General features: G+C 73.5%; 16 protein-coding genes and 1 pseudogene. 2 read left to right on the top strand and 15 right to left on the bottom strand.

Going from position 1 to position 20,766, the window contains the following annotated elements:
* Positions 1-17: 17 nt before the first annotated feature.
* The 15 genes and pseudogenes from OG462_RS30210 to OG462_RS30140 form a co-directional block, all read right to left on the bottom strand.
* Positions 18-758: pseudogene (locus tag OG462_RS30210) on the bottom strand (thioesterase II family protein); the annotation flags it as partial.
* Complete coding sequence (locus OG462_RS30205; RefSeq protein WP_406062411.1) at positions 755-1,717, bottom strand: 3-oxoacyl-ACP synthase III family protein; 963 nt, start codon at positions 1,715-1,717, stop codon at positions 755-757. The gene OG462_RS30205 and the pseudogene OG462_RS30210, both read right to left, overlap by 4 nt.
* Positions 1,718-1,748: 31 nt before the next feature.
* Complete coding sequence (locus OG462_RS30200; RefSeq protein WP_406062410.1) at positions 1,749-2,801, bottom strand: LLM class flavin-dependent oxidoreductase; 1,053 nt, start codon at positions 2,799-2,801, stop codon at positions 1,749-1,751.
* Between the two features lie 59 nt (positions 2,802-2,860).
* Positions 2,861-4,102, bottom strand: coding sequence for an MFS transporter (locus OG462_RS30195; RefSeq protein WP_406062409.1), 1,242 nt, complete (start codon positions 4,100-4,102; stop codon positions 2,861-2,863).
* On the bottom strand, positions 4,086-5,705 hold the full coding sequence (locus OG462_RS30190; RefSeq protein ID WP_406062407.1) for an amino acid adenylation domain-containing protein: 1,620 nt from the start codon (positions 5,703-5,705) through the stop codon (positions 4,086-4,088). The genes OG462_RS30195 and OG462_RS30190 overlap by 17 nt, the downstream gene beginning before the upstream one ends.
* Positions 5,698-6,798, bottom strand: coding sequence for an HAD-IIIC family phosphatase (locus OG462_RS30185; RefSeq protein ID WP_406062405.1), 1,101 nt, complete (start codon positions 6,796-6,798; stop codon positions 5,698-5,700). Before OG462_RS30185 ends, OG462_RS30190 begins: the two co-directional genes overlap by 8 nt.
* A 2-nt stretch (positions 6,799-6,800) precedes the next feature.
* Complete coding sequence (locus OG462_RS30180; protein ID WP_406062404.1) at positions 6,801-7,784, bottom strand: 3-oxoacyl-[acyl-carrier-protein] synthase III C-terminal domain-containing protein; 984 nt, start codon at positions 7,782-7,784, stop codon at positions 6,801-6,803.
* A complete protein-coding gene (locus OG462_RS30175) occupies positions 7,781-8,908 on the bottom strand; it encodes an acyl-CoA dehydrogenase family protein (protein WP_406062402.1) in 1,128 nt (375 codons plus the stop codon). The genes OG462_RS30180 and OG462_RS30175 overlap by 4 nt, the downstream gene beginning before the upstream one ends.
* Positions 8,901-9,167 (bottom strand): acyl carrier protein, encoded by a 267-nt coding sequence (locus OG462_RS30170; protein WP_406062400.1) that lies wholly within the window; start codon positions 9,165-9,167, stop codon positions 8,901-8,903. The genes OG462_RS30175 and OG462_RS30170 overlap by 8 nt, the downstream gene beginning before the upstream one ends.
* The gene (locus tag OG462_RS30165; RefSeq protein WP_406062398.1) at positions 9,164-10,060 is read right to left on the bottom strand and encodes a 3-hydroxyacyl-CoA dehydrogenase family protein; all 897 of its coding nucleotides are present in this window, start codon (positions 10,058-10,060) and stop codon (positions 9,164-9,166) included. Before OG462_RS30165 ends, OG462_RS30170 begins: the two co-directional genes overlap by 4 nt.
* Positions 10,057-13,536: a thioester reductase domain-containing protein gene (locus tag OG462_RS30160; protein ID WP_406062396.1), complete on the bottom strand. Its 3,480-nt coding sequence runs from the start codon at positions 13,534-13,536 to the stop codon at positions 10,057-10,059. The genes OG462_RS30165 and OG462_RS30160 overlap by 4 nt, the downstream gene beginning before the upstream one ends.
* Before the next feature lie 17 nt (positions 13,537-13,553).
* Complete coding sequence (locus tag OG462_RS30155; protein WP_406062394.1) at positions 13,554-13,907, bottom strand: acyl carrier protein; 354 nt, start codon at positions 13,905-13,907, stop codon at positions 13,554-13,556.
* Positions 13,904-16,966, bottom strand: coding sequence for a condensation domain-containing protein (locus OG462_RS30150; protein WP_406062392.1), 3,063 nt, complete (start codon positions 16,964-16,966; stop codon positions 13,904-13,906). Before OG462_RS30150 ends, OG462_RS30155 begins: the two co-directional genes overlap by 4 nt.
* Positions 16,963-18,789: a non-ribosomal peptide synthetase gene (locus OG462_RS30145; RefSeq protein ID WP_406062390.1), complete on the bottom strand. Its 1,827-nt coding sequence runs from the start codon at positions 18,787-18,789 to the stop codon at positions 16,963-16,965. The genes OG462_RS30150 and OG462_RS30145 overlap by 4 nt, the downstream gene beginning before the upstream one ends.
* Positions 18,790-18,841: 52 nt before the next feature.
* Complete coding sequence (locus OG462_RS30140) at positions 18,842-19,036, bottom strand: hypothetical protein (RefSeq protein ID WP_406062388.1); 195 nt, start codon at positions 19,034-19,036, stop codon at positions 18,842-18,844.
* Positions 19,037-19,350: 314 nt separating this feature from the next.
* On the opposite strand from OG462_RS30140, the gene OG462_RS30135 reads away from it, so the two are divergent.
* Together OG462_RS30135 and OG462_RS30130 are read left to right on the top strand one after the other, a co-directional pair.
* Positions 19,351-19,896: a GNAT family N-acetyltransferase gene (locus tag OG462_RS30135; RefSeq protein ID WP_406062387.1), complete on the top strand. Its 546-nt coding sequence runs from the start codon at positions 19,351-19,353 to the stop codon at positions 19,894-19,896.
* Between the two features lie 9 nt (positions 19,897-19,905).
* A complete protein-coding gene (locus OG462_RS30130) occupies positions 19,906-20,643 on the top strand; it encodes a 4'-phosphopantetheinyl transferase family protein (protein ID WP_406062386.1) in 738 nt (245 codons plus the stop codon).
* The last annotated feature ends 123 nt before the right edge of the window (positions 20,644-20,766 follow it).

Raw genomic sequence — 20,766 nt, 5'->3', positions numbered from 1 at the left:
TCGCCGGCGATGCGGTCGCAGACCGCGGCGGCGTGGTCGAACAGGTAGAAGTGGCCTCCGGGCCAGCTGTGTTCACGGGTCGGGGCGGTGGTGTGCCCGGCCCAGGGCGCGGCGCGCTCGGCGCCCGCGACCGGGTCGTCCGCCCCGGTGAACAGGGACAGCGGCGCCGACAGCGGCGGGCCGGGGTGCTCCTCGTAGGTGTCGACGACGGCGAGGTCGCTGCGGAGCGCCTTCACCATCGGGCCGACGACGTCGGGCAGGGCGAGGACCTCCTCGGGGGTGCCCCCGAGTTCCCGCATGAAGTCGGTGAGCCGCTCCTGGGACCACAGGTGGCGCTGGGCCCGGTCGGGGCGGTGGCCGGGGGCGGGGGCGCCGGAGAGCCCCACCCAGACGGGCGCCGTCCCCTGCCGGGAGAGCTCCCGCGCCAGTTCGTACGCGACGAGGGCGCCCATGCTGTGGCCGAAGACGCCGTAGGGTCCGTCGACCACGCGCCGGGTGAGCGGGGCGAGCCAGCCGACCGCCTCGGCGGTGCTGCGGCAGCCGCCCTCGCCCATCGCCATCAGCCTGCCGGGGAGGTCCACGGCGAGCACCCGCCAGTCGGCGGGCAGGTGCCGGACCAGCGGCGCGAACGCGGCCGCCGATCCGCCGGCGTGGTGCACGAGCAGCAGGGTGAAGGGAGCGGCGGAGGGCCCGGAGGCCGGGGCGAGGAGCCCCCGCAGGTCCTTCCAGCCCGCGTACGGGCGTACGGGAGCGGTCATCGGCCTCGGTACTCCAGTGCGGTCACGCCCCAGGTGAAGCCCATGCCGCTGCTGGCGACCAGGACCAGGTCGCCGGGTGCGAGGCGCTTGTCGTCGAGGAGGTCGCCGAGCGCGATCAGCGGGTCGGAGCCGCCCATGTGGCCGTACCGGTGGTAGTTGAAGACGCTCTTCTCGGCCGGGATGCCGAGCCGGGCCAGGAGCTTCTCGTGCATGCCCTTGTCGCCCTGGTTGATGAGCAGGTACGCGATGTCGGAGACCTGCCGGCCGAGGGCGGTGAGGACGTCGTCGACGCGGGCCGGGAAGTTCTCCAGGTAGGCGTCGCCCAGGCCCTGCCGGCGGCCGCGGCGGCGCATCAGGACCCGGTCGTCCTCCAGGTCGCCGGAGTAGTAGTCGGCCCATGTGGGGTCGGTGCGCATCGACGAGCCCACGACGTCGAGGAGGCAGTCCTCGCGGCCGAGGAGGACGGCGGCCGGGGCGTCGCCGAAGTTGAACAGGGCCTTGGAGTCGGGGTCCTCGTGGTCGACGAGCCGGCTGAGGCGGTCACCGATCAGGACGAGGGCGTACGGGGCGGTGCCCAGGGCGAGTTCGGCCAGGGCGGTGCGCACGGCCGTCATGCCGCCGTTGCAGAAGTTGGCGACCTCGAAGCAGTGGGCCCGGTGGATGCCGAGCTCGTCGGCGACCTTGGCGGCCGGCGACCAGAACGGCTGGTCCCACTCGCCCGAACCGGCGTAGACGACCTGGCCGATGTCGTCCGGGGAGATCCCGTTGCGCTCCAGGACGGCCCGGCCGGCGGCCGCGGCCAGCTCCCAGGCCGGCTCGTCCTCGTCGAGCGCGGGGAAGGTCTCGGTGTGGGTGATGGCGAGGATGTCGGCCACCGGCACGCCGGACGCGGCGTGCAGTTCGTGCACGTCCACCCGCGACGAGGGGAAGACCACTTCGAAGTCGACGATTCCGCCCACTGTTCCTGCTCCCTTTCGCTGTCCGGTCATGTCAGTCGGTGGCCGCCGTGGCCTCGCGCAGCCGGTTGAGGTGCTCCAGGCTCGCCAGCACCGCCGGGGTGGGCAGCCCGAAGTCGATCAGGCACGCGACCTCGTCGACGCCGATCGCACGGAACTTCTCGACCATCGTCGCGGCCTTGTCGACGGTGCCGAGGAGCCCGCCGTCGTCGAAGTAGCGGTCGAAGGAGCGCGCCACGATGAAGTCGATGTCCTCCGGCGCCAGCTTGGAGGCGTCGATCCGGCGCCCGTCGAGCTGCGAGCCGAGGAGCAGGCCGAGCGAGCTGCGCAGGTAGTCGCCGAGCGGCGCCCGTACGGTGTCGCGCACGGTGTCCTCGTCCTCGCCGAGGAAGGCGTGCACCATGAGGGCGACATGGCCGGTCCAGCCGTCGGACCGGCCGAGCTCGGCGACGGCCTTGCGGTACTCGGCGATCTTGTGGGCGAGGTCGTCGAGGTCCTGGCCGAGCAGGTGGGTGAGCAGCCCGGAGCCGGACCGGCCGGCGTTGCGGAAGGTCTCGACACCGCCGGCGCTGGTCACCCAGACCGGGAGTTCGGGCTGGACCGGCGGCGGGTAGACGCCGAGCTGCTGCTCGGTGCCGACGCCGTCGGTGACGGTGATCTTCTCCCCGCGCCACAGGGCGCGGACCTGGTCCACCTGTTCGAGCAGGATCGCGCGGCGGTTCTCGTAGTTCTCCGGCCGCAGGGCGAAGTCGGTGGCGTGCCAGCCGGAGGCGAAGGAGAGCCCCACCCGGCCGTTCGACAGGTTGTCGACGACCGACCACTCCTCCGCGATCCGCAGGGGGTGGTGCAGGGGCGCCACGACGCTGCCGGCCCGGATGCCGATGCGCTCGGTCACGGCGGCGATGGCGGCGCCGGTCACCGACGGGTTGGGGTAGAGGCCGCCGAAGGGGTGGAAGTGCCGCTCGGGGGTCCACACGGCGCTGAAGCCGTTGCGGTCGGCGAACTTCGCTCCCTCCAGGAGCAGTTCGTAGCGGTTCTCGGAGCCCTCGGTGCTGTCGTTGGCGAAGTAGAAGAGACTGAAGTCCATGGCGTTCTCCGGGTGTCGCTGATCGGCGGGGCGGTACGCGGGGCCGCGCGGGGCGGTCCTCAGGCGACGGCCGCCTCCGCGCCCGTCTCGGGGGCCGGCCGGCGGGTGCGCTCGGCCCAGGCGGCCACCGCGGGCGCGGCGAGTCCGGCGCCGAGGAGCAGGGCGGCGAAGACCAGCCAGGCCGGCCAGCCGAGCCGGACGATGAGCAGCGTGGCGAGTGCGGGGGTGACCATCGAGCCGAGCTGCGTGGACATCCCGAACATGCCCTGGTACTGCCCCTGGGCGTCGTCCGGGGCCAGGCCGAAGGCCAGGGACCAGGAGCCGGCGCTGTAGAGCATCTCGCCGATCACGTGGACGACGGCGCCGGCGAGCAGGGCGACGACGGCGACCCAGACCGGCTGGTCGGCGGCGAGCGCGAAGAGGGCGCAGCACACGGCGAGGAGGACACCGCAGCGGCGCAGGGTGCGGGCGCCGCCGCGGACGTCCTCGCTGCCCTTGCCCGCCCGGACCTGGAAGACCACGACCATGATCGTGTTCAGGATGAGGATGGCGGAGTACAGCCACTTCGGCGCGCTGGTCTGGGTGGTGATCCAGATCGGCAGGGCCACGGTCAGGATGGCGACGTTCATCACCAGGACCGAGTTGAGGAGGGCGACGGCGGCGTACGGGAGGTCGCGCAGGACCACCCACTTGGGGCCGGTGCTCTCCTTGGGGACGGGATCGACCGAGGGGACGGTCAGATAGGCGCCGCCCGCGACCAGGAACATGATGCCGCCGGCGATCAGCAGGCCGACGTACCCGGGCCGGTTGTCGAACCAGAGGGCGACCGCGCCGGCAGCCGCGCCCAGGGTCACGCCGAGGTTGCTGACGGCCCGCATGTAGGACCAGGCGCGGACCCGGTCCTCCTGCGGGATGAGCCCGGCGATGAGCGCGCCGCGGGCGGCGTCGGTCGACGACTCGGCCATCAGCGCGAGGCTGGTGACCACGACGAGGCCGGCGAAGCTGTCGACGAAGGCGTAGGCGCCCACGAACACGCCGAGCAGCATGAGGAAGCCGACGGTGGTGTTGCGGGGGCCCACGACGTCGGCGAGCCGGCCGGCCGGGATGCTCGCGGCCATACCGAGGGCGGCGCCGATGCTCAGGGCGAGACCGACCTGCTCGGCCGGGATGCCGACGGTGCGGGTGAAGAACAGGACGCTGACGGCCATCAGGACGCCGTGGCCCGCGGTCTTGGCGAAGTTGCTCACGCACAGGGTCCGGACGATGCCGGGCGGCGGGATGATGTCATCGAGCAGCGCCATGGTGGCCTCCGTTTCCGCCGGGCCGTCCCGCGACGGCGAGGTCGTCGTGGGAGAGGAGCTCACGAGTGATGCGCGGCCGGTCGATCTTGCCGTTGGGGTTGAGCGGCAGGGTGTCCAGGTGCCGGAATCGCCGGGGCACCATGTGGACCGGGACGCGCTTGCGCAGCCAGCGGCCGATCAGGTTGGGCTCGACGGGGGAACCCGTGTGGACGCCCACGAGTTCGACGTCGTCGCCCTTCTTCAGGGCGATGACGACGGCCTGCGTGATGTCCGGGTGGCGGCGCAGCGCGGCCTCGATCTCGCCGAGCTCGATGCGGTAGCCGCGTACCTTCACCTGGTTGTCGAGGCGCCCGAGGTGCACGAGCCTCCCCGACTCCCAGCGGACCCGGTCGCCGGTCCGGTAGTAGTGCGCGTCGGTGAGCGGACCCTCGCCCTCGTACGGGGTGATGCCGCCGTCGTCGTGGAGCAGGAAGCGGCCGTGGTTGTCGGCCGGGTCGAGATAGCCGTCGAAGCGCTGGGAGCCGCGGACGACCAGCTCGCCCTCCTCGGCGGGCCGCCCGTCCTCGTCGAGCACCAGGTGGTCGAGGAAGTCGTAGACGGGCCCGATCGGGACGGTGTCGTTCGAGGTCGCCGGCCACTGGGCGGGGTCGGCGGGGAGCGCGAACTCGGTGCAGGCGACGGTGAGTTCGGTGGGCCCGTAGACGTTCTCGATGGAGGCCTGCGGGGCCACCGCGTGCCAGGCCTCGGCCTGGTCGTAGGACAGCTGCTCGCCGATGAAGACGCTCATCCGCAGACTGTCGGCGAGCCCGGCGGGGAGATTGCCGAGCTGGGCGCTGACCGAGACCACCGACGGCACCGAGAACCAGTGGGTGACGCCGTTGTCGACGATGTAGTCGACCGGCGAGAGGAGCTCCGCCCGGCCGGGGACCACCAGGGTCGCGCCGCCGCCCCAGGTGACGAACAGGTCGAACACCGAGGGGTCGAAGGTCAGGTCGAAGGTGTGCGAGGTCCGGCAGCCGGGGCCGATCCCGTACCGCTCGATGTTGTGCGCCAGGTACGGCGAGAGGTTGCGGTGCCGGATCGGCACGCCCTTGGGGCGGCCCGTCGAGCCCGAGGTGAACAGGACGTACGCGACGTCGTCCGGGCCCGTGGTGTACGCGGGCAGCTCCGGTGCCGGCCCGTCCACCGCCTGCGCCGCGGCCGCGATCTCCGCGGTGTCGAGGCGCAGTTCGGTCGGCGCGACCCCGGCGAGCTCACCGTCGAGCTGGCCGGCGTCGGCGGCGTCCACGACGAGGACCTCGGCACCCGCGAGCTCGCAGATCATCCGGTTGCGCTGCACCGGGAACGCCGGGTTGACCGGGGTCACGGTCGCGCCGAGCCGCTGGCCGGCCAGGTACGCGGCCAGGACGGCCACGGACCGGGTCGCCATGACGGAGATCCGCCGGGGCGCGGAGCCGTGCGCGCTCAGGATCAGCGCGGCGACGTGCTCGGCGGCCCGGCGCAGCTCGCGGTAGCTGAGCCGGGTGTCGCCGGCCTCCACGGCGGGCTCGTCCGGGTACCGCTCGGCGGTCCGCTCGAACCACGCGTACAGGGTGTCAGCCATGCGACACCCCCGCGGCGACCGCCAGGTCGGGGGCGTCGAGCCGCATGGTGGTCGGCGGCTCCTGGCGGGCGGCCGCGATGTGCAGCACCTCGATGCCCTCGCGGTCCGGTCCGGTGACGGCCTCGGTGCAGGCGCAGGCGTCGCCGGTGAAGCCCGCGAAGCGGTAGGCGACCTCCATCATCCGGTTGCGGTCGGTGCGCCGGAAGTCGGCTGCCAGGTGGGCACCGGCCGCGGCGGCCCGGTCGGTGAGCCAGCGCAGGATGACGGCGCCGGCACCGAAGGAGACCACCCGGCAGGAGGTGGCGAGCAGCTTGAGGTGCCACACGCCGGGGAGCCGCTCCAGGAGGACGATGCCGACGGCACCGTGGTCGCCGAAGCGGTCCCGCAACGAGATGACGAGGACCTCGTGGTCGGGATCGACCACCAGGCCGCGCAGCTCGGCGTCCCCGTAATGGACGCCGGTGGCGTTCATCTGGCTGGTGCGCAGGGTGAGTTCCTCGACCCGGGCGAGGTCCTCCTCGGCGGCCCGCCGGATGGTCATGACGAGGTCGAGGGTGCGCAGGAACTCCTCGTCGGCGCCGCTGAAGTCCTCGCGCGCCGCCTCCCGGCGGAATCCCGCCTGGTACATCTCGCGGCGGCGGCGCGAGTCCGCGGTGGTGACCGGGTCGAACTCCGGCCGTGCGGTGAGCTCCAGGACCTGCTCGGCCGGGTAGCAGCGCACCTCGGGCAGGTGGTGGTTGACCTCGGCGCGTTCGGTCGGCTGGTCGTCGATGAACGCGATCGTCTTCAGGGCGAAGTTCAGCTGCTCCGCGATGGTGCGCACGGAGGTGGACTTCGGGCCCCAGCCGATGTGCGGGTGGACGAAGTACTCGGCGACGCCGAGCTTCTCCAGGCGCTCCCAGGCGTGGTCGTGGTCGTTCTTGCTGGCCACGGCCTGGAGGATGCCCCGCTCGTCGAGGGTGGTGATCACCTGGCGTACCTCGTCGGAGAGGACGACCTCCCCGTCCTCCAGCAGGGTCCCGTTCCACAGCGTGTTGTCGAGGTCCCACACCAGGCACTTGACGGCCGTGGTGTCGTGGGCGGTCTCGGCCACGGTCACACCTCCCACAGGGTCACGGCCCAGGCCGCGACCGGGCTGTTGTTGAGGACGAGCACGAGGTCGCCCGGGGACAGTTCGCCGGTCGCGAGGAGCCGGTCGAGGTTGAGCACGACGTCCATGGCGCCCAGGTGGCCGTACGCGGCGAGATGCTCGTTGCACACGGGGTGGATGGGCAGGCCGAGGAGGGTCTCGTAGAACTGGTAGGCGCTGGAGGTGACGTTCTGCATGAGCGTCGTGGCGACGGCGCTCTTGTCGACGCCCGCGTCCGCGAGCACCTCCTCGACCATCCGGCCTAGCCGCATCCGGCTGTTCATGGCCAGTTCGAAGCGGTACCGGTCGGGCGAGGAGCACTCCTCGCGCCACTCGTAGTACGGCACCTGCTTGTAGTCGACCTGGAACAGGTCGTGGAAGGTGCCGTCGGTCTCCATGCGGTGGGCCCGCAGCACCGGCCGGCCGCCCCGGACGAGCGTCATCGCGTACGCGCCGTCGCCGATCACGGTGACGGGGTGGCGCACCCGGTCCAGGCCGGTGGGCCGGCTGCCGTGGGCGATGAGCACGCTCTGCCGGGCCGGGTCGGCCAGCAGCAGGTCGCGGCCCAGGGCCCAGGCGGCGCTGGAGCCGGTGCAGCCGAGCCCGTCCACGGTGAACGCGAAGGCGCCGTCGAGCTTGGCCTCCGACTGGATCCGGCAGGCGTCCGAGCCGAGCAGCACGTCGGGGGCCCGGGGGCTGACCAGCATCAGGGTGTCGGGCCTGCGGGGTCCGCCGGGTGTGCTGTCGTCGAGCCCGTCGAGCAGGCCGCGGACGGCCTCGACGGCCAGGTCCCCGGCCGTGCGGTCCTCCAGGACACCGACCGTGTCGATGCCGGTGCCCCGGGCGAACTCGGCCTCCTCGGGGGAGAGCCCGTCGAACTCGGGCAGTTCGGCGAGCGGGGTGCGGACGGTGGGCAGGACGGTGTGGATCGCTCCGATGCCGATGCTCATGACCACACCGCCAGGGCGTGCTTGCCGAGCAGGAGCTGGCTGATCTCGTTGCTGCCCTCGATGATCTCCATCAGCTTCGCGTCCCGGTAGGCGCGGGCCACCGGGCCGCCGTCCCGGGCGCCGGCCGAGGCCAGCACCTGGACGGCGGTCGCCGCGCCGCGGGCGGCGTGCCCGGCGGCGAGGTGCTTGGCGGTGACCGCGGAGGTCACGAGGTCGGGGCTGTTCTCGTCCCAGCAGCGGCTGGCCTGCTCGCAGCAGCGGGCCGAGGCCTCCTGGGCGACGTGCAGTTCGGCCAGGTGCCGGGCCACCAGCTGGTGCTCGGCGAGCGGCGAGCCGAACTGCTCCCGGGTGGCGGCGTGGGAGGCGGCGGCGCGCAGGCAGGCCCGCAGGATGCCGACGCAGCCCCAGGCCACGGAGACCCGGCCGAAGGTCAGGGCGGAGGTCACGAGCCAGTCGACGGGGAGCCCGGCCCCGCCGAGCAGGCTGTCGGCGGGCAGGCGTACGCCGTCGAAGGTGACGTTCGCGTGCCCGGCGGCCCGGCAGCCCATCGGGTCGGGGACCCGTTCCACCGTCACGCCGGGCGCGTCCGTGGGGACGACCACGGCGCCGGCGCCGGCGCCGTGCCGGCCGAAGACGACGAGGAGGTCGGCGTACGCGCCCACCGTGATCCACGCCTTGTGGCCGTCCAGGACGAGCGTGTCGCCCTCCGGCCGGATGGTCGTGGTCATCGCCCCCAGGTCGCTGCCCGCGCCGGGCTCGCTGAACGCGACCCCGGCGAGGCTGCCCGAGGTCAGCGCGCGCAGATGGACTTCCTTCTGCTCCTCGCTGCCGAGGCGTTCCACGGCCCAGGCGGCCATGCCCTGGGAGGTCATCACACTGCGTACCGAGGAGCACAACGCGCCGACATGGGCGGTCAGTTCGCCGTTGTCCATGCTGCTCAGACCGAGACCGCCGTACGGGGCGGGCACCTGGGCGCACAGCGCGCCCTTGCCGCCCAGTTCGCGCAGCGTGTCGAGCGGCAGTTCACCGGCCCGGTCCCAGGCGTCGGCGTGGTCGCCGATCAGCTCCGTGGCCAGCCGCTCCGCCTCGGCACGGGCGGAGCGGTGGTCGGCCGGCTCACTCATCGCCGGCGCCCCGCAGGCGCAGGACGAGCGCGGTCATCGCGTCCACGCTGCGGAAGTTGTCGAGCGTGAGGTCGGACCCGCCGACCTGGACCCCGAAGGACTGCTCGACGTGCACCAGCAGCTCCATGGCGAACAGGGAGGTCACGAGGCCGGTGGAGAACAGGTCCACGTCGGGGGCGACGGCGGACTTGGTGCGCTGCTCCAGGAAGGCGGTCAGCGTCTCGCGGATGGCGGTGTCCTGCTGGGTGGGGGTGCTCATGACGTGCTTCCTCCGTACTCGAAAAATCCACGGCCGGTCTTGCGGCCGAAATCGCCGGCGGCGACCTTCTCCAGAAGCAGGGCGCAGGGCTCGTAGCCCGCGTCCCCGGTGCGCTCGTGCAGCACGCGCAGGGAATCGACCACGTTGTCCAGGCCGATCAGGTCGGCGGTGGCCAGGGGGCCCGTGGTGTGGCCCAGGCAGCCCTCGAAGGCGGCGTCGACGGACGCCGGGTCGGCCACGCCCTCGGCCACGATCCGGGCGGCCTCGTTGATCATGCGCTGGAGGATCCGGTTGATGACGAAGCCGGGTCCGTCGCCGACGACGACGCCGTTCTGGCCGAGCGCCGTCAGCAGGGCGCGGGCGTCCTCGACGGCGGCCTCGCCGCTGCGCGGGCCGCGGATCAGTTCCGCGGTGTGGATCAGGTAGGGCGGGTTCATGAAGTGGATGCCGACCAGGTCCTCCGGCCGGGCCACCGAGTCGGCCTGCTCGTCGATCGGCACGGCCGAGGTGTTGGAGATCAGCAGGGTCCCCGGCGCGACGGCGGCGGAGGCCTCGGCGAGCACCTTCGCCTTGAGCGGGGCGAGTTCGGTGACGGCCTCGACGACGGCGGTCGCCTCGGCGATGTCCTCGATCCGGGTGCTGGTGACCAGCTCGCCGGTGGCGCCCTCCCGAGGCAGCTTGCCCATCATGCGGGCCAGCCGCAGCTGTCCGGTGGCCGCGGTGCGGGCCTTGTCGAGGATCTCCTCGGAGACGTCGACGAGGATCACGTCGACGCCGCGGCCGAGGGCCAGGGTGGTGATCCCCGTGCCCATCACGCCCGCTCCGATGACCGCGAGCCGGTGCCGGCTCGCGCTGCCGTCCGCCGGGCTGCCGCCCGTCAGGGTGTCGCTCACTTCTCCCCCTCGGTGTCGTCGCCCGCGCCCTCGGCCGCCAGGGCCGGGAGCAGCGAGCCGATGTCCTCGGTCCGGTGGGCCAGGAAGGCCAGGCCGTTGCGCAGCTGCTCGCCGGTGACCAGCGGGGACAGTCCACTCTTGCGCAGCCACGGCTGCCAGCCCCGCGCCTGCACGCCGGCCTCGTCGAGCTCGTGGCCCTCCATCTCGTACAGGGCGGTGGCGGAGAGCACCTTGCTGCCCGTGGCCGTGGCCTGCTTCGCGATCAGCCGCTGCCACTCGGTCAGCGAGACCGTGCGGGTCGGCAGGCCGGCCTCCTCCAGGGCCTCGAAGAGGTCTTCGAGGCTCGGGGAGATCTCGTCGACCAGGTGGTAGGCGCGGCCCACCGACTTCGTCGACATGGCGAGCTCGGCGACCGCGCGGGCCAGCACGTCGACCGGGGAGACCGGCATGCCGCGGTCGTCCACGGGACGGGCGCCGACGACCAGGCCGCTGGCGAGCAGGAACCAGATGAGGTCCTTGTCGTTGCAGGCGCCGGTCTTGCTGGAGGCCATGATCAGGCCGGGGCGGAACACCCGTACCCGCATGCCGTCCTGGTCGGCGCGCTCCAGGAGCCGCTCGCCGACCCACTTGCTGACGCCGTAGCCGCCGAGCTGCGGGTCGAGCGGCTGCTCACGGGTCTCCATCAGCTGGCCGTCCGCACCGGCGGGCGCGGTGGCCGCCACGGTGGAGATGAAGCTGAAGTCGCGGATGCCGAGCGGCCGCATCCAGTTGAGGAGGCCGACCAGCGGCAGGATGTTCTCCTCGCGGAGCATCCGGTACGGCTCGGTGAAGACGACCTTGGCGGCGCAGTGCAGCACGTGGCCGATACGGGAGCCGAGTTCGCCGTCGCGGTACGTGGCGCAGAGCGTGGCGATCTCGCGCAGGTCGCCGGGGACGGCGTGGACCCGCTCGGGGTCGGGCTCCGGCAGGCCGAACTTGGCGGCGGTGGCCTTCAGCCGCGCCATGCCCTCGGCCTCGTCGGCGGCCCGTACGACGCAGTAGACGCGGCCCTTGGAGGCGCGCAGCAGCTCGTCGAGGAGGAACGCGCCGAGGTAGCCGGTGGCGCCGGTGAGGAGCACGTCCTTGCCGGGGGCGGACTGCTTGGCGAGCGGCTCCAGGGTGATCTGGAGGTCCGCGTCGACGAGCGCGCCGTCGCCGTCGGCCGCCGGGTCGACCTCCTCGTCGCCGAGCTGGGCGCCGTTCTTGAGGCCCTCGACGATGGTGGTGAGGCGGCGCACGGTGGCCTGGCTGCCGCCGGCCCGGTGGATGTTGATGAGGAAGCCGAACCGCTGCTGGATCTCCAGGACCATCTGTACGGAGAGCAGCGAGGTCCCGCCCAGGGCGCCGAACTCGTCGTCCAGGCCGATGGTGTCGAGGCCGAACAGGTCCTGCCAGAGCTTGACGATACCGGCCTCGACCGTGCCCTCGGCCGCGGTGGACACGGCGCCCGAGCCGGCGCCGGCGGGCGCGGCGGCGGCGACCGGGCCGTCGAGGTCGATGCGGTCGAGCGCCCAGTGGCGCTTGCGGGTGAACGGGTAGGTGGGCAGCGCGACCCGGCGGCCGCGGCGGCCGCTGAGCGCGGACCAGTTCACCTGGGCGCCGTGCAGCCACGCGGTGGTCGCCGCGTCGTCGAGGAGCTCCGCGAGGGTGTCCTCGTCGAGCGGGGCGGCCGGGTCCGGCAGCGCGAGGACATGGTGGCCGCGGCCCGGCTCGCCGTGCGCGACGAGGAGCGGGAAGCGGCCCTCGGGCAGGGTGTCGAGCGGTCCCGTGGCCGCCTCGCCGAGCTCGGGCAGCACGGCGCGCAGCGCGTCGAGCAGCGCGGCGGGCGGCTGGGGGGCGTCCGCGGCGGGCAGGACGAGCATGGGGCGGCGGCCCGCGGCCCGCTCGGTGCGGACGGCCGGCGGCCTGGGCATGCGCAGGGCGGCGGCGAGGCGCTCGCGGGGGGCGGTGACGACGCGCCGCTCGTCGAAGGAGGCGCGGCCCACCCGCAGGGTGTGCGCGACGTCGTCGGCGTCGAGGCCGCCCTCGTCGAGGGCGTCGGCGAGCCGGCGGGACTGCTGGTCGAGCTCGGCGCGGGTACGGGCCGAGAGCACCAGGCGTACGGTGGCGCGGCGCGGGGCGGCGGGGCGGACCGGCTGCGGCGGGGCGGCGAGCACGACGGCGGCGTTGGTGCCGCCGACGCCCATGGAGTTCACCAGGACGTGGCGGTCGGCGTCGGCGCACTCGTCGCCGGTGGTGGTGACGAAGAAGGGGCTCTCGTCGAGGATGCCGGGGTCGCGGGGCCGCTCGAAGGTCGGGTGCGGCGGGATCTTGCCCGTACGGGCGACGTGGACGGCCTTGATGAAGCCGGCGATGCCGGCGGCGGGGCCGGTGTGCCCGATGTTGGACATGACCGAACCGAGGGCGCAGTACGCGCTCTTGTCGGTGGTGGCGCGGAAGGCCCGGTTGAGGGCGATGAGCTCGATGTTGTCGCCGACCGGCGTGGCGGTGCCGTGCGCCTCGACGTAGCGCAGCTTGTCGGCGGTGACGCCGGCGGTGCCGAGGGCGGCGGCGACGACGTCGGCGACGCCTCGCGGGCTGGGGGCGATGAAGCCGAGCCGGTCGCCGCCGTCGTTGCCGACGGCGCTGCCGCGGATCACGGCGAGGACGTTGTCGCCGTCGGCGAGGGCGTCGTCGAGACGGCGCAGGGCGACCACACCGACGCCCGAGCTGTACGTCGTACCGGTCGAGCTCGCGTCGAAGGAGCGGCAGTAGCCGTCGTCGGAGAGCACGCCGCCGGGCTGGTGGCGGTAGCCGCGGAACGGTTCGAGGACCGTGGCGCCGCCGGCCAGGGCGATGTCGCACTCGCCGGAGAGCAGGCTGAGGGTGGCGTAGTGGACGCCGTAGAGCGAGGAGGAGCAGCCGGTCTGGATGCTCAGGGCGGGTCCGCGCAGGCCCAGCTTGTAGGCGGCGCGGGAGGTCATGAAGTCGGCCTGGCCGCCCACGGTCAGTTCGAGGTCGTCGACGGCCGCGCGGAGCCCCGACTCACGGGCCTTCGCGGCGAGCAGGGCGGCGGAGTAGTTTCCGGCGGCGCTGCCGGCGAAGACGCCGACGACGGGCCCGTCCTTGCGGACGGGGTGGCCGGCGGACTCGAGGGCCTCCCAGGAGGCTTCGAGGAACAGTCGCTGCTGCGGGTCGACGGTCTCGGCCTCGCGGGGCGGGTAGCCGAAGAACTCGGACGCGAAGTCCTCGACGCCCTGCAGGGTGGTGGCGACCCGGACGAAGGCGGGGTCCGCCAGCATCTCCTCGGTGACGCCCGCCGCCTTGAGCTGCTCCGGGGAGAGCTCGCGCATGGAGACGACGCCCCGGTCGATGTTGCGCCAGAACTCTTCGGGGGTGGCGGCGTCGGGGTAGCGCAGGCCGATGCCGATGACCGCGATGTCGGTGCTGTTCGTCATGTTCCGGTCTCCCCCGCTCACTCGGACACGAGCTGGTCGCGGCGCGCGCGGCCGATCAGGCCGCCGCGGTTGCGGGCGCCGAGCTCGGTCAGTTCCTCTTCGGCGCCGGAGGTGTCGGCGAGCAGCACGACCTGGGCCTTGACGGTGCTGTGCTGGAAGAGGTCGGAGACCTTCAGGGTGCGCTCGGTCAGCGGGTCGAGCTCCTCCCACAGCATGATGAGGAGCAGGGAGCTGCCGCCCGCCTCCAGGAAGTTGACGTCCTCGGGTACCTCGTCGGCGCTGTCGAGGTCCAGCACGTCGGCCCATGCCTGCCGGACCCGGGCGAGCAGCTCGGCCTCGGTGAGCGGGGTCGTGGTCACGGTGTTGTTCACGAAGTGCTCCTGGTGATGGGGTGGGAATCGGGGTCGGCCGCGAGGTCCTCCGCGGCGGCGACCACGTCGGCGAGCAGGCCGTGCGCCGTCTCCTGGGCGAACAGGTCGACGGCGTACGAGAGGGCGAGGTCCAGCCGGTCGTCCGCGGTCTCGGACGCGACCAGTTCCAGCTCGTACTTGATGTGCAGCGGGTCGAGCGGGAGGAACTCGGCGGTGGTCCCGGTGGTCAGCTCGGGCGGGCCCGCGGCGCCGCTCTGGGCGCTGAGGAACACCGGGGTCAGGGACGGGCGGCTGAGGTCGCGGTCGCTGTGCAGCTCGTTCGCGAGGACGTCGAGCGCCACGTCGGCGTGCCGGTAGGACACGGCGCAGCTCTCCCTGACCCGGCCGAGCAGCTGCCGCCAGGTCAGGTCCTCCCGCAGGTCCAGGCGGAGGATCAGGGTGTTCACGAACATCCCGATCGCCTCGGCGGCCGCCGGGTCCTCGCGGCCGGCCCACGGGAAGGCGAACAGGAAGTCCCGCTGCCTGCCGCGCCGGGCCAGGGCCACGGCGAGCAGCGCCGCCGTGGTCATGAAGAGGGTGCAGCCGACGACGTCGGCCGCGACGGTCCGCAGCCGCACGGCGGTCTCGGCGGGCAGCCGCACGGTGAGCAGCGCCGCCTTGGTGGACTGGAGTTCGGTGCGCGGCATGTCGTGCGGCAGCGCGATGTCGTTCGGCGCCCCGCGCAGGTGTTCCAGGAGCGTGGCGGCGCTCTCGTCCTCCCCCGCCGCGGTGACGGGCGTCGGCGGCCCGAGCCGGGCCGGGTGGACCGGCTCGGGGAGCGCGGGGACGGTGCCCCCGGCCAGGGCGCGGTACGCCGTGCCGATCTCGGCGAGCAGGAGGTCGCGGGACCACCCGTCGGCGACGATGTGGTGGACGACCAGGGCGAGGACGGTCCGTTCGGGTCCGAGGGCGAGGATCTCCGCCCTGGCGGGGGCCTCCTCGGCGAGGTCCACGGGCGCCCAGCACAGCCGGGACAGACTGCTCCGCAGCGTGTCGGCGTCCCAGTCCGCGGCGTCGGTGACGGCCGTGGGGGCGGGGACGCCGGTGGTGCGGTAGCAGACGTGGCGCTTGCGCCGGTCGAGGAGGAAGAGCGAGGACAGGGCGGGGTGCCGGCCGAGCACCAGGTCCACGGACCGGCGCAGCACGTCGCGGTCGACCGGGCCGCCGTACTCGACGAGCGTGGGGATCAGATAGGCGGCGCGCAGCGACGGCAGCCGGTCCAGGAACCAGAACCGCTGCTGTACGGGGGAGGCCGCGTGGGCCTCGTCGGCGGCGGGTCCGGGCACGGGGGCGGCCGGCTCGTCGCGGTCCGGGGCGGTCGCGGCCGCGGCCCGCGCCTCCGTGAGGAGGCGGGCCAGACCGGCGACGGTCGGGTCGGGCAGGAAGGCGCGGGGGGACACGGCCAGGCCGTGCCGGCGCTTGGCCTCGGCGAGCATGGTGACGGCGAGCAGCGAGTGGCCGCCCAGCGCGAAGAAGTCCGAGCCTGCGGCGAGTTCGCCCACCGCGGGCGCCGGGCCCAGGCCCCCTCTCTGGCCGAGGGCGGTGACGAACAGTTCGGCGGCGTCGGCCTCCGCGCCGGTGAGACGCGGCGCTCCCGCGGCGGAACGGGCCGGCTCGGCGGGCCAGGTCGCCGCGGCGGTGACCACGGCGGGCGGCTCCGGCTCGGGCGGCAGGGCGTCGGCGGACGGCTGGCCCGGCAGGACGGGCAGACCGGCCAGCGGCACGGTCGCGTCCACGACCGCCTCGGCGAACAGGGCGCCGAGGCCCTCGGCCAGGGCCTGGGCCGTGGCGGGGGCGTAGAGCTCGGTGTCGTACTCGACGGTGACGGTCAGCCCCTCGGGGCCGTCCTCCAGGATGAGCAGCAGGTCGAACTTGGCGGTGCCGGTGCCCAGGACGGTGGGCGCGGTCCAGCCGGTGCGGCCGGCCCGGGGGACGGGCGAGTTCTGGTACACGAACCCGACCTCGGTCAGCGGCGTGCGGCCCGCGCCGCGGGCGGCGCCGACGGCGGCGGTCAGCCGGTCGAAGGGGACGCGCTGGTGCGACAGGGAGCGGAAGGCCTCCTTGCGGACCGCCACGCACAGGTCCTCGAAGGAGCCCGCGGGGTCGACCCGGCAGCGCAGCGGCACGGTGTTGACGAAGAACCCGACCGCCTCCTCCAGGCCCGCGTGGACCCGGTTGGCGGTCATCGTGCCGAGCAGGAAGTCGCGGCGGCCCGACCAGCGCTGCAGCAGGGCCTGGACGGCGGCGGTGAGCACCACGTAGGGCGTGGCGCGCAGCGAGCGGGCGAGGACGGCGATGCCGTCCCGGACCTCCGGCGCGACGGTGAGGGTGACCTGGGCGCCGGACCGGGTGCCGTCCGGGCCGGCCGGGCGGTCGGCGCGGCCGGCGAGGTGGAGGCCGGGGGCGACGCGCAGCAGCTCGGCGACGCGCCCGTCGAGGGCGCGGGCGGTCTCCGGGTCGTGCTCCGTCTCGCGTTCGGCCGCCGCGAAGTCCGCGTAGCGGGTGGGCAGTGCGGGCAGCTCCGCCGGGTCCCCGTCGACGAGGGCCTCGTAGGCCCGCGACAGGTCGTCGAAGAGCGGTGCGAGCGACCACCCGTCCACGGCGATGTGGTGGACGGTCAGCAGGACGGCGTCACCGTCGGGCAGTCCCTGCCACAGCGTGCAGCGCAGCAGCGGGCCGTGCTCCAGGTCGAACGGCGCCCGGCCGCGCTCCCGCGCCTCCCGCTCCGCACGGGCGGGGGCGTCGGGGGCACCGGCGAGGTCGAGGACCTCGACGGGTACGGGCTCCGCGGCGAGCACGCTCTGCACCGGCCGGCCGTCGTCCAGCCGGAAGACGGTGCGCAGCGGCTCGTGCCGGGCGGCGACCGCCTCCAGGGCGAGCGAGAGGGCCTTGGGGTCCACGGGGCCGCGGGCCCGGAAGAACAGGGGGACGTTGTAGGTCGGGTTGCCGGGCGCGGAGGCGTCGACGAACCACAGCCGCTCCTGTGCGAAGGAGAGCGGCGACGGGAGGGTCACGGTCACGAGGCGGCCACCGGGGTCGTCTCGGTCACATGGGCGGCCAGTTCTTCGAGGCTGTCGGTCAGCAGGACCGCTCCGGCGTCGATCCGGACGTCGAGGTGCTGCTGCACCCGGGTGGCGACCTGCATCGCCAGGATCGAGTTGCCGCCCAGGTCGATGAAGTTGTCGGTGGGGTTCACCGCGTCGGTGCCGAGCACGTCCTGCCAGACGGCCTGGAGCGCGGCGAGCACCGGTTCGTCGGCGGCCGGGGCGCCGGCGACTGCGCCGGACGACGGGGCGGTCGGGGTGGGAGGCGCGTCGAGGAGCTTCACGAGCTGGGCCCGGTCGGCCTTGCCGGTCGAGCCGAACGGGACCCGGTCGAGCACCAGCCAGCGGGACGGCAGCATGTAGCTCGGCAGGGTCTGCCCGAGGCTCCGGTTCAGGGCGGCGGGCAGCTCCTCGCGGGCGATCCCGGCGGCGCCGTCCCGTGAGGGCAGGACGAAGCCGACGAGCGAGGCGGTGGGACCTTCGCCGATCTTCTCGACGAAGGCGGAGTCGGCGAGACCGCAGGCCAGCGCGGTGCGCTCGATCTCCTCCAGCTCGATCCGGAAGCCGCGCAGCTTGACCTGACGGTCGGTGCGGCCGAAGAGCTCGACGGCGCCGCTCGCCAGGAGACGGCCCGTGTCGCCGGTGCGGTAGATCCACTCGCCGGTCGCGGGGAGCGTGACGAACCGCTCGGCGGTCAGCTCGGGGCGGGCCAGGTAGCCGAGGGCGACACCCGGGCCGCCCACGCACAGTTCGCCGGTCTCCCCGGCGGGCACCTCGTTCAGGTCGGCGTCGAGGAGGTGGAGGGTGGTCTCCTGGAGCGCGAAGCCGACCGGTACGCGGTCGAGGCCTTCGAGGCTCTCGTCCGTGCAGTCGAAGTAGGCCGCGAACGTGGTCGTCTCGGTCGGCCCGTATCCGTTGACCAGCCGACCGGGCGGCTCGGCGGCCAGGACCCGGCGCACCGCGCCCAGTTCCAGCTGCTCGCCGCCGACCACGACGGTCCCGACGGAGGCGAAGGCGCCGGCGCTCTCGCGCGCCACCGTGTGGAAGAGGGAGGTGGTGAGGAACATCGCGTCGATGCGCTCGGTGCGGATCAGGGCGGTCCACTCGTCCATCGCCAGCTCGGTGACGGACGGGAAGACCACGACGGTCGCGCCGCCGCAGAGGGCGTTCCAGACCTCGAAGGTGGTGGCGTCGAAGGCCGGGTTCGCGGAGCTCGCCACCTGGTCGCCCGCCCGGACCGTACAGAAGCGCGAGTGGAGCGCGAGGCGCAGCACGGCCCGGTGGGGGACGACGACGCCCTTGGGGCGGCCGGTGGAGCCCGAGGTGAAGTTCACGTACGCCGGGTCGTCGCGGTCGCCGGTCACGGCGGGCACCGGCAGGCTGGGGTCGCGGTCGGGGACGTCCAGCGGCTCGACGCCCTCGGGCAGCCAGTCCTGGAGACCGGCCCAGCGGCCGGGGTCGGCCCCCGGCGACCGGACGATCACCCCGGAGCCGGACTCGGCGACGACGTCGGCGAGCCGGCTGGTGGGGGCGAGCCCGTCCAGGGGAAGGTAGGCGGCGCCGCAGCGCAGGATGCCGAGGAAGGTGACGATGAGGTCGACCGAGCGGTCCTGGGCGACCGGTACGAGGTCTCCACGGCGGACGCCGCGGCCGGCCAGTTCGGCGGCGAGCCAGCCGGCGCGCTGCCACAGCTCCCGGTACGAGAGCTCCCGTCCCCCTGCCGGATCGCGTACGGCGCAGGCGTCGGGCTGTGCCTCGACCCACCCCGCCACGACGTCGTGCACGCTGACTTCCGCCATTTTCTACCCCTCCTCTTAATGCGGAATTAACTGCTCGTTAAAAGCGGCCGGTTCATCCCCAGCCGTGGTCGTCGGCAGCGGTGGCGAGGACGACGGTGTCGCCCGCAGAGGACTCGGTGGCGGCGTTGGAGCTGCGGCCCCAGCCGTGGTCGGCCGTGATGAGGCCGGTGACGTCGGCGTCGGCGCCGGCACCCTGCTGAGGTTCACCCGAGACGACCGGGGCCGCCGCCAGGAAAAGAGCCGACATCGCGATTCCTGCGGACGTGACGAACCGGTTGCTGCGCATCTCACTCGCTTTCGGTGGACGGCCGTCTTTTTAATTCCGGCCGCGTTCGCTTTCCGACATCCACATCGTGTGGTGAGCGAGGAGTCGGGATCAACAATCGGCCATCGCACGCCTGTGCGGCGCATGTTCATGCGGACCGGTGAAACGGACATCCTGGACTGTCGTCCGGGGCCGTCCGAGGGCCCTCACCTATCGTTGAGCCCGTTCACCAGGGGTGTGGCCGCTGCCCAACAGCCGGTCGCAGCGCCCGAATCCCGCCGCGATGGAGGCTTGCCGTGACGCTCTTCGGCCACAACCTGACAGACTCCGCCCAGCTTCGCCCACTCGAACCCTGGCAGGCGGAAGAATTCGCCGAGTACGTCGAGCGGGTACGGCCGCATCTCGCGCCGTGGCTTCCCTGGGCGCACTTTGTCGTCGACACGGACTCCGCGCGTCAATTCCTCCAGCGGTACGCGGACACGCAGAGTCAGGACGGGGGCCGGATTTTCGGCATCTGGGTCGACGGCGAACTGGAGGGCGGAGCTCTGTTCCGCATCTTCGACGTGCCCGCGGGCGTTTGCGAAATGGGGGTCTGGCTGTCGCCCGACGTTCAGGGAAAGGGCCTCGTCACACTTGCGGCCCGGCATCTCGCGGATTGGGCCCTGAAGGTCCGCGGAATGCACAGGATCGAATGGCGGGTAACCCCTGCCAACACCCGGAGCATCGCGGTCGCCAAGCGCCTCGGAATGCAGCACGAAGGCACGCTGCGTGAGGTGTTCGCATTCAACGGGGCGCGCCAGGATCTGGAGATCTGGGCGCTGCTCGCCGGCGAATCCGCATAGCGGCGCGCCGTGCGGAACGACACCCTGCACCGGCCCCTCCCGCTCGCCCTGGCCGCCGGGACCTCCCTCCCGCCGCCCCTCCCGTCCCCCATGCCGTCGGACGTGACCGTGTGGCTGGTGGACGCCCGCACGCAGAGCGACGCGGCGCTCCGGCAGGCACCCGCCGTCCTGTCGCCGCCCGAGGAGCGCAGGGCGGCCGGACTGCTGCGGGAGGCCGACCGGCGGTGTTACGTGACCGCCCATGTGGCGCTGCGGACACTGCTCGGGGCGCGCCTCGGCGTCGCCCCCGGGAACGTGCGGATCACCCGGGAGCCGTGCCGGTCGTGCGGGTCGTGCGACGGCGACCACGGACGGCCCGTCACCGGGGACGGGCGGGTCCACTTCTCGCTGTCCCACGCGGGCCCGCTCGCCCTGCTGGCCCTCGGCCCGGCCCCCGTGGGCGTGGACGTCGAGGAGCTGCCGCAGCCGAGGACGGTGGGGCTGGTCGGGGGCCGGCTGCACCCGCGCGAGGCGGCGGAGCTGGCCGGTCTCACGGAGGGCGAACGCCCGGCGGCCTTCGCCCGGTGCTGGGTGCGCAAGGAGGCGTATCTCAAGGGGATCGGCGTCGGGCTCGCCCGCGATGTCTCCCTGGACTACCTGGGCACCGGCCCCACGCCGCCCGACGGGCCTCCGGGCTGGTCGCTGACCGACGTGGAGGTGCCGCGGGGCTTCGCCGCGGCGGTGGCGGTGTCGTCCCCGACGGGCTGAGCCCAACGGGCGGACCTGAAGCGGCTGTTCACACGGAAAGGTCCGTTCCCGACGGCGAGCGCCGCCCGGAACGGACCTGGGTCGTGTCCGGAAAGTCAGGCCTTGCACTACTTTCCGGACACG

Source organism: Streptomyces sp. NBC_01077, assembly GCF_045162855.1.
Lineage (GTDB): Bacteria > Actinomycetota > Actinomycetes > Streptomycetales > Streptomycetaceae > Streptomyces.
The sequence above is the reverse complement of the archived record's forward strand: the minus strand, read 5'-3'. Positions and strand labels throughout refer to the sequence as shown.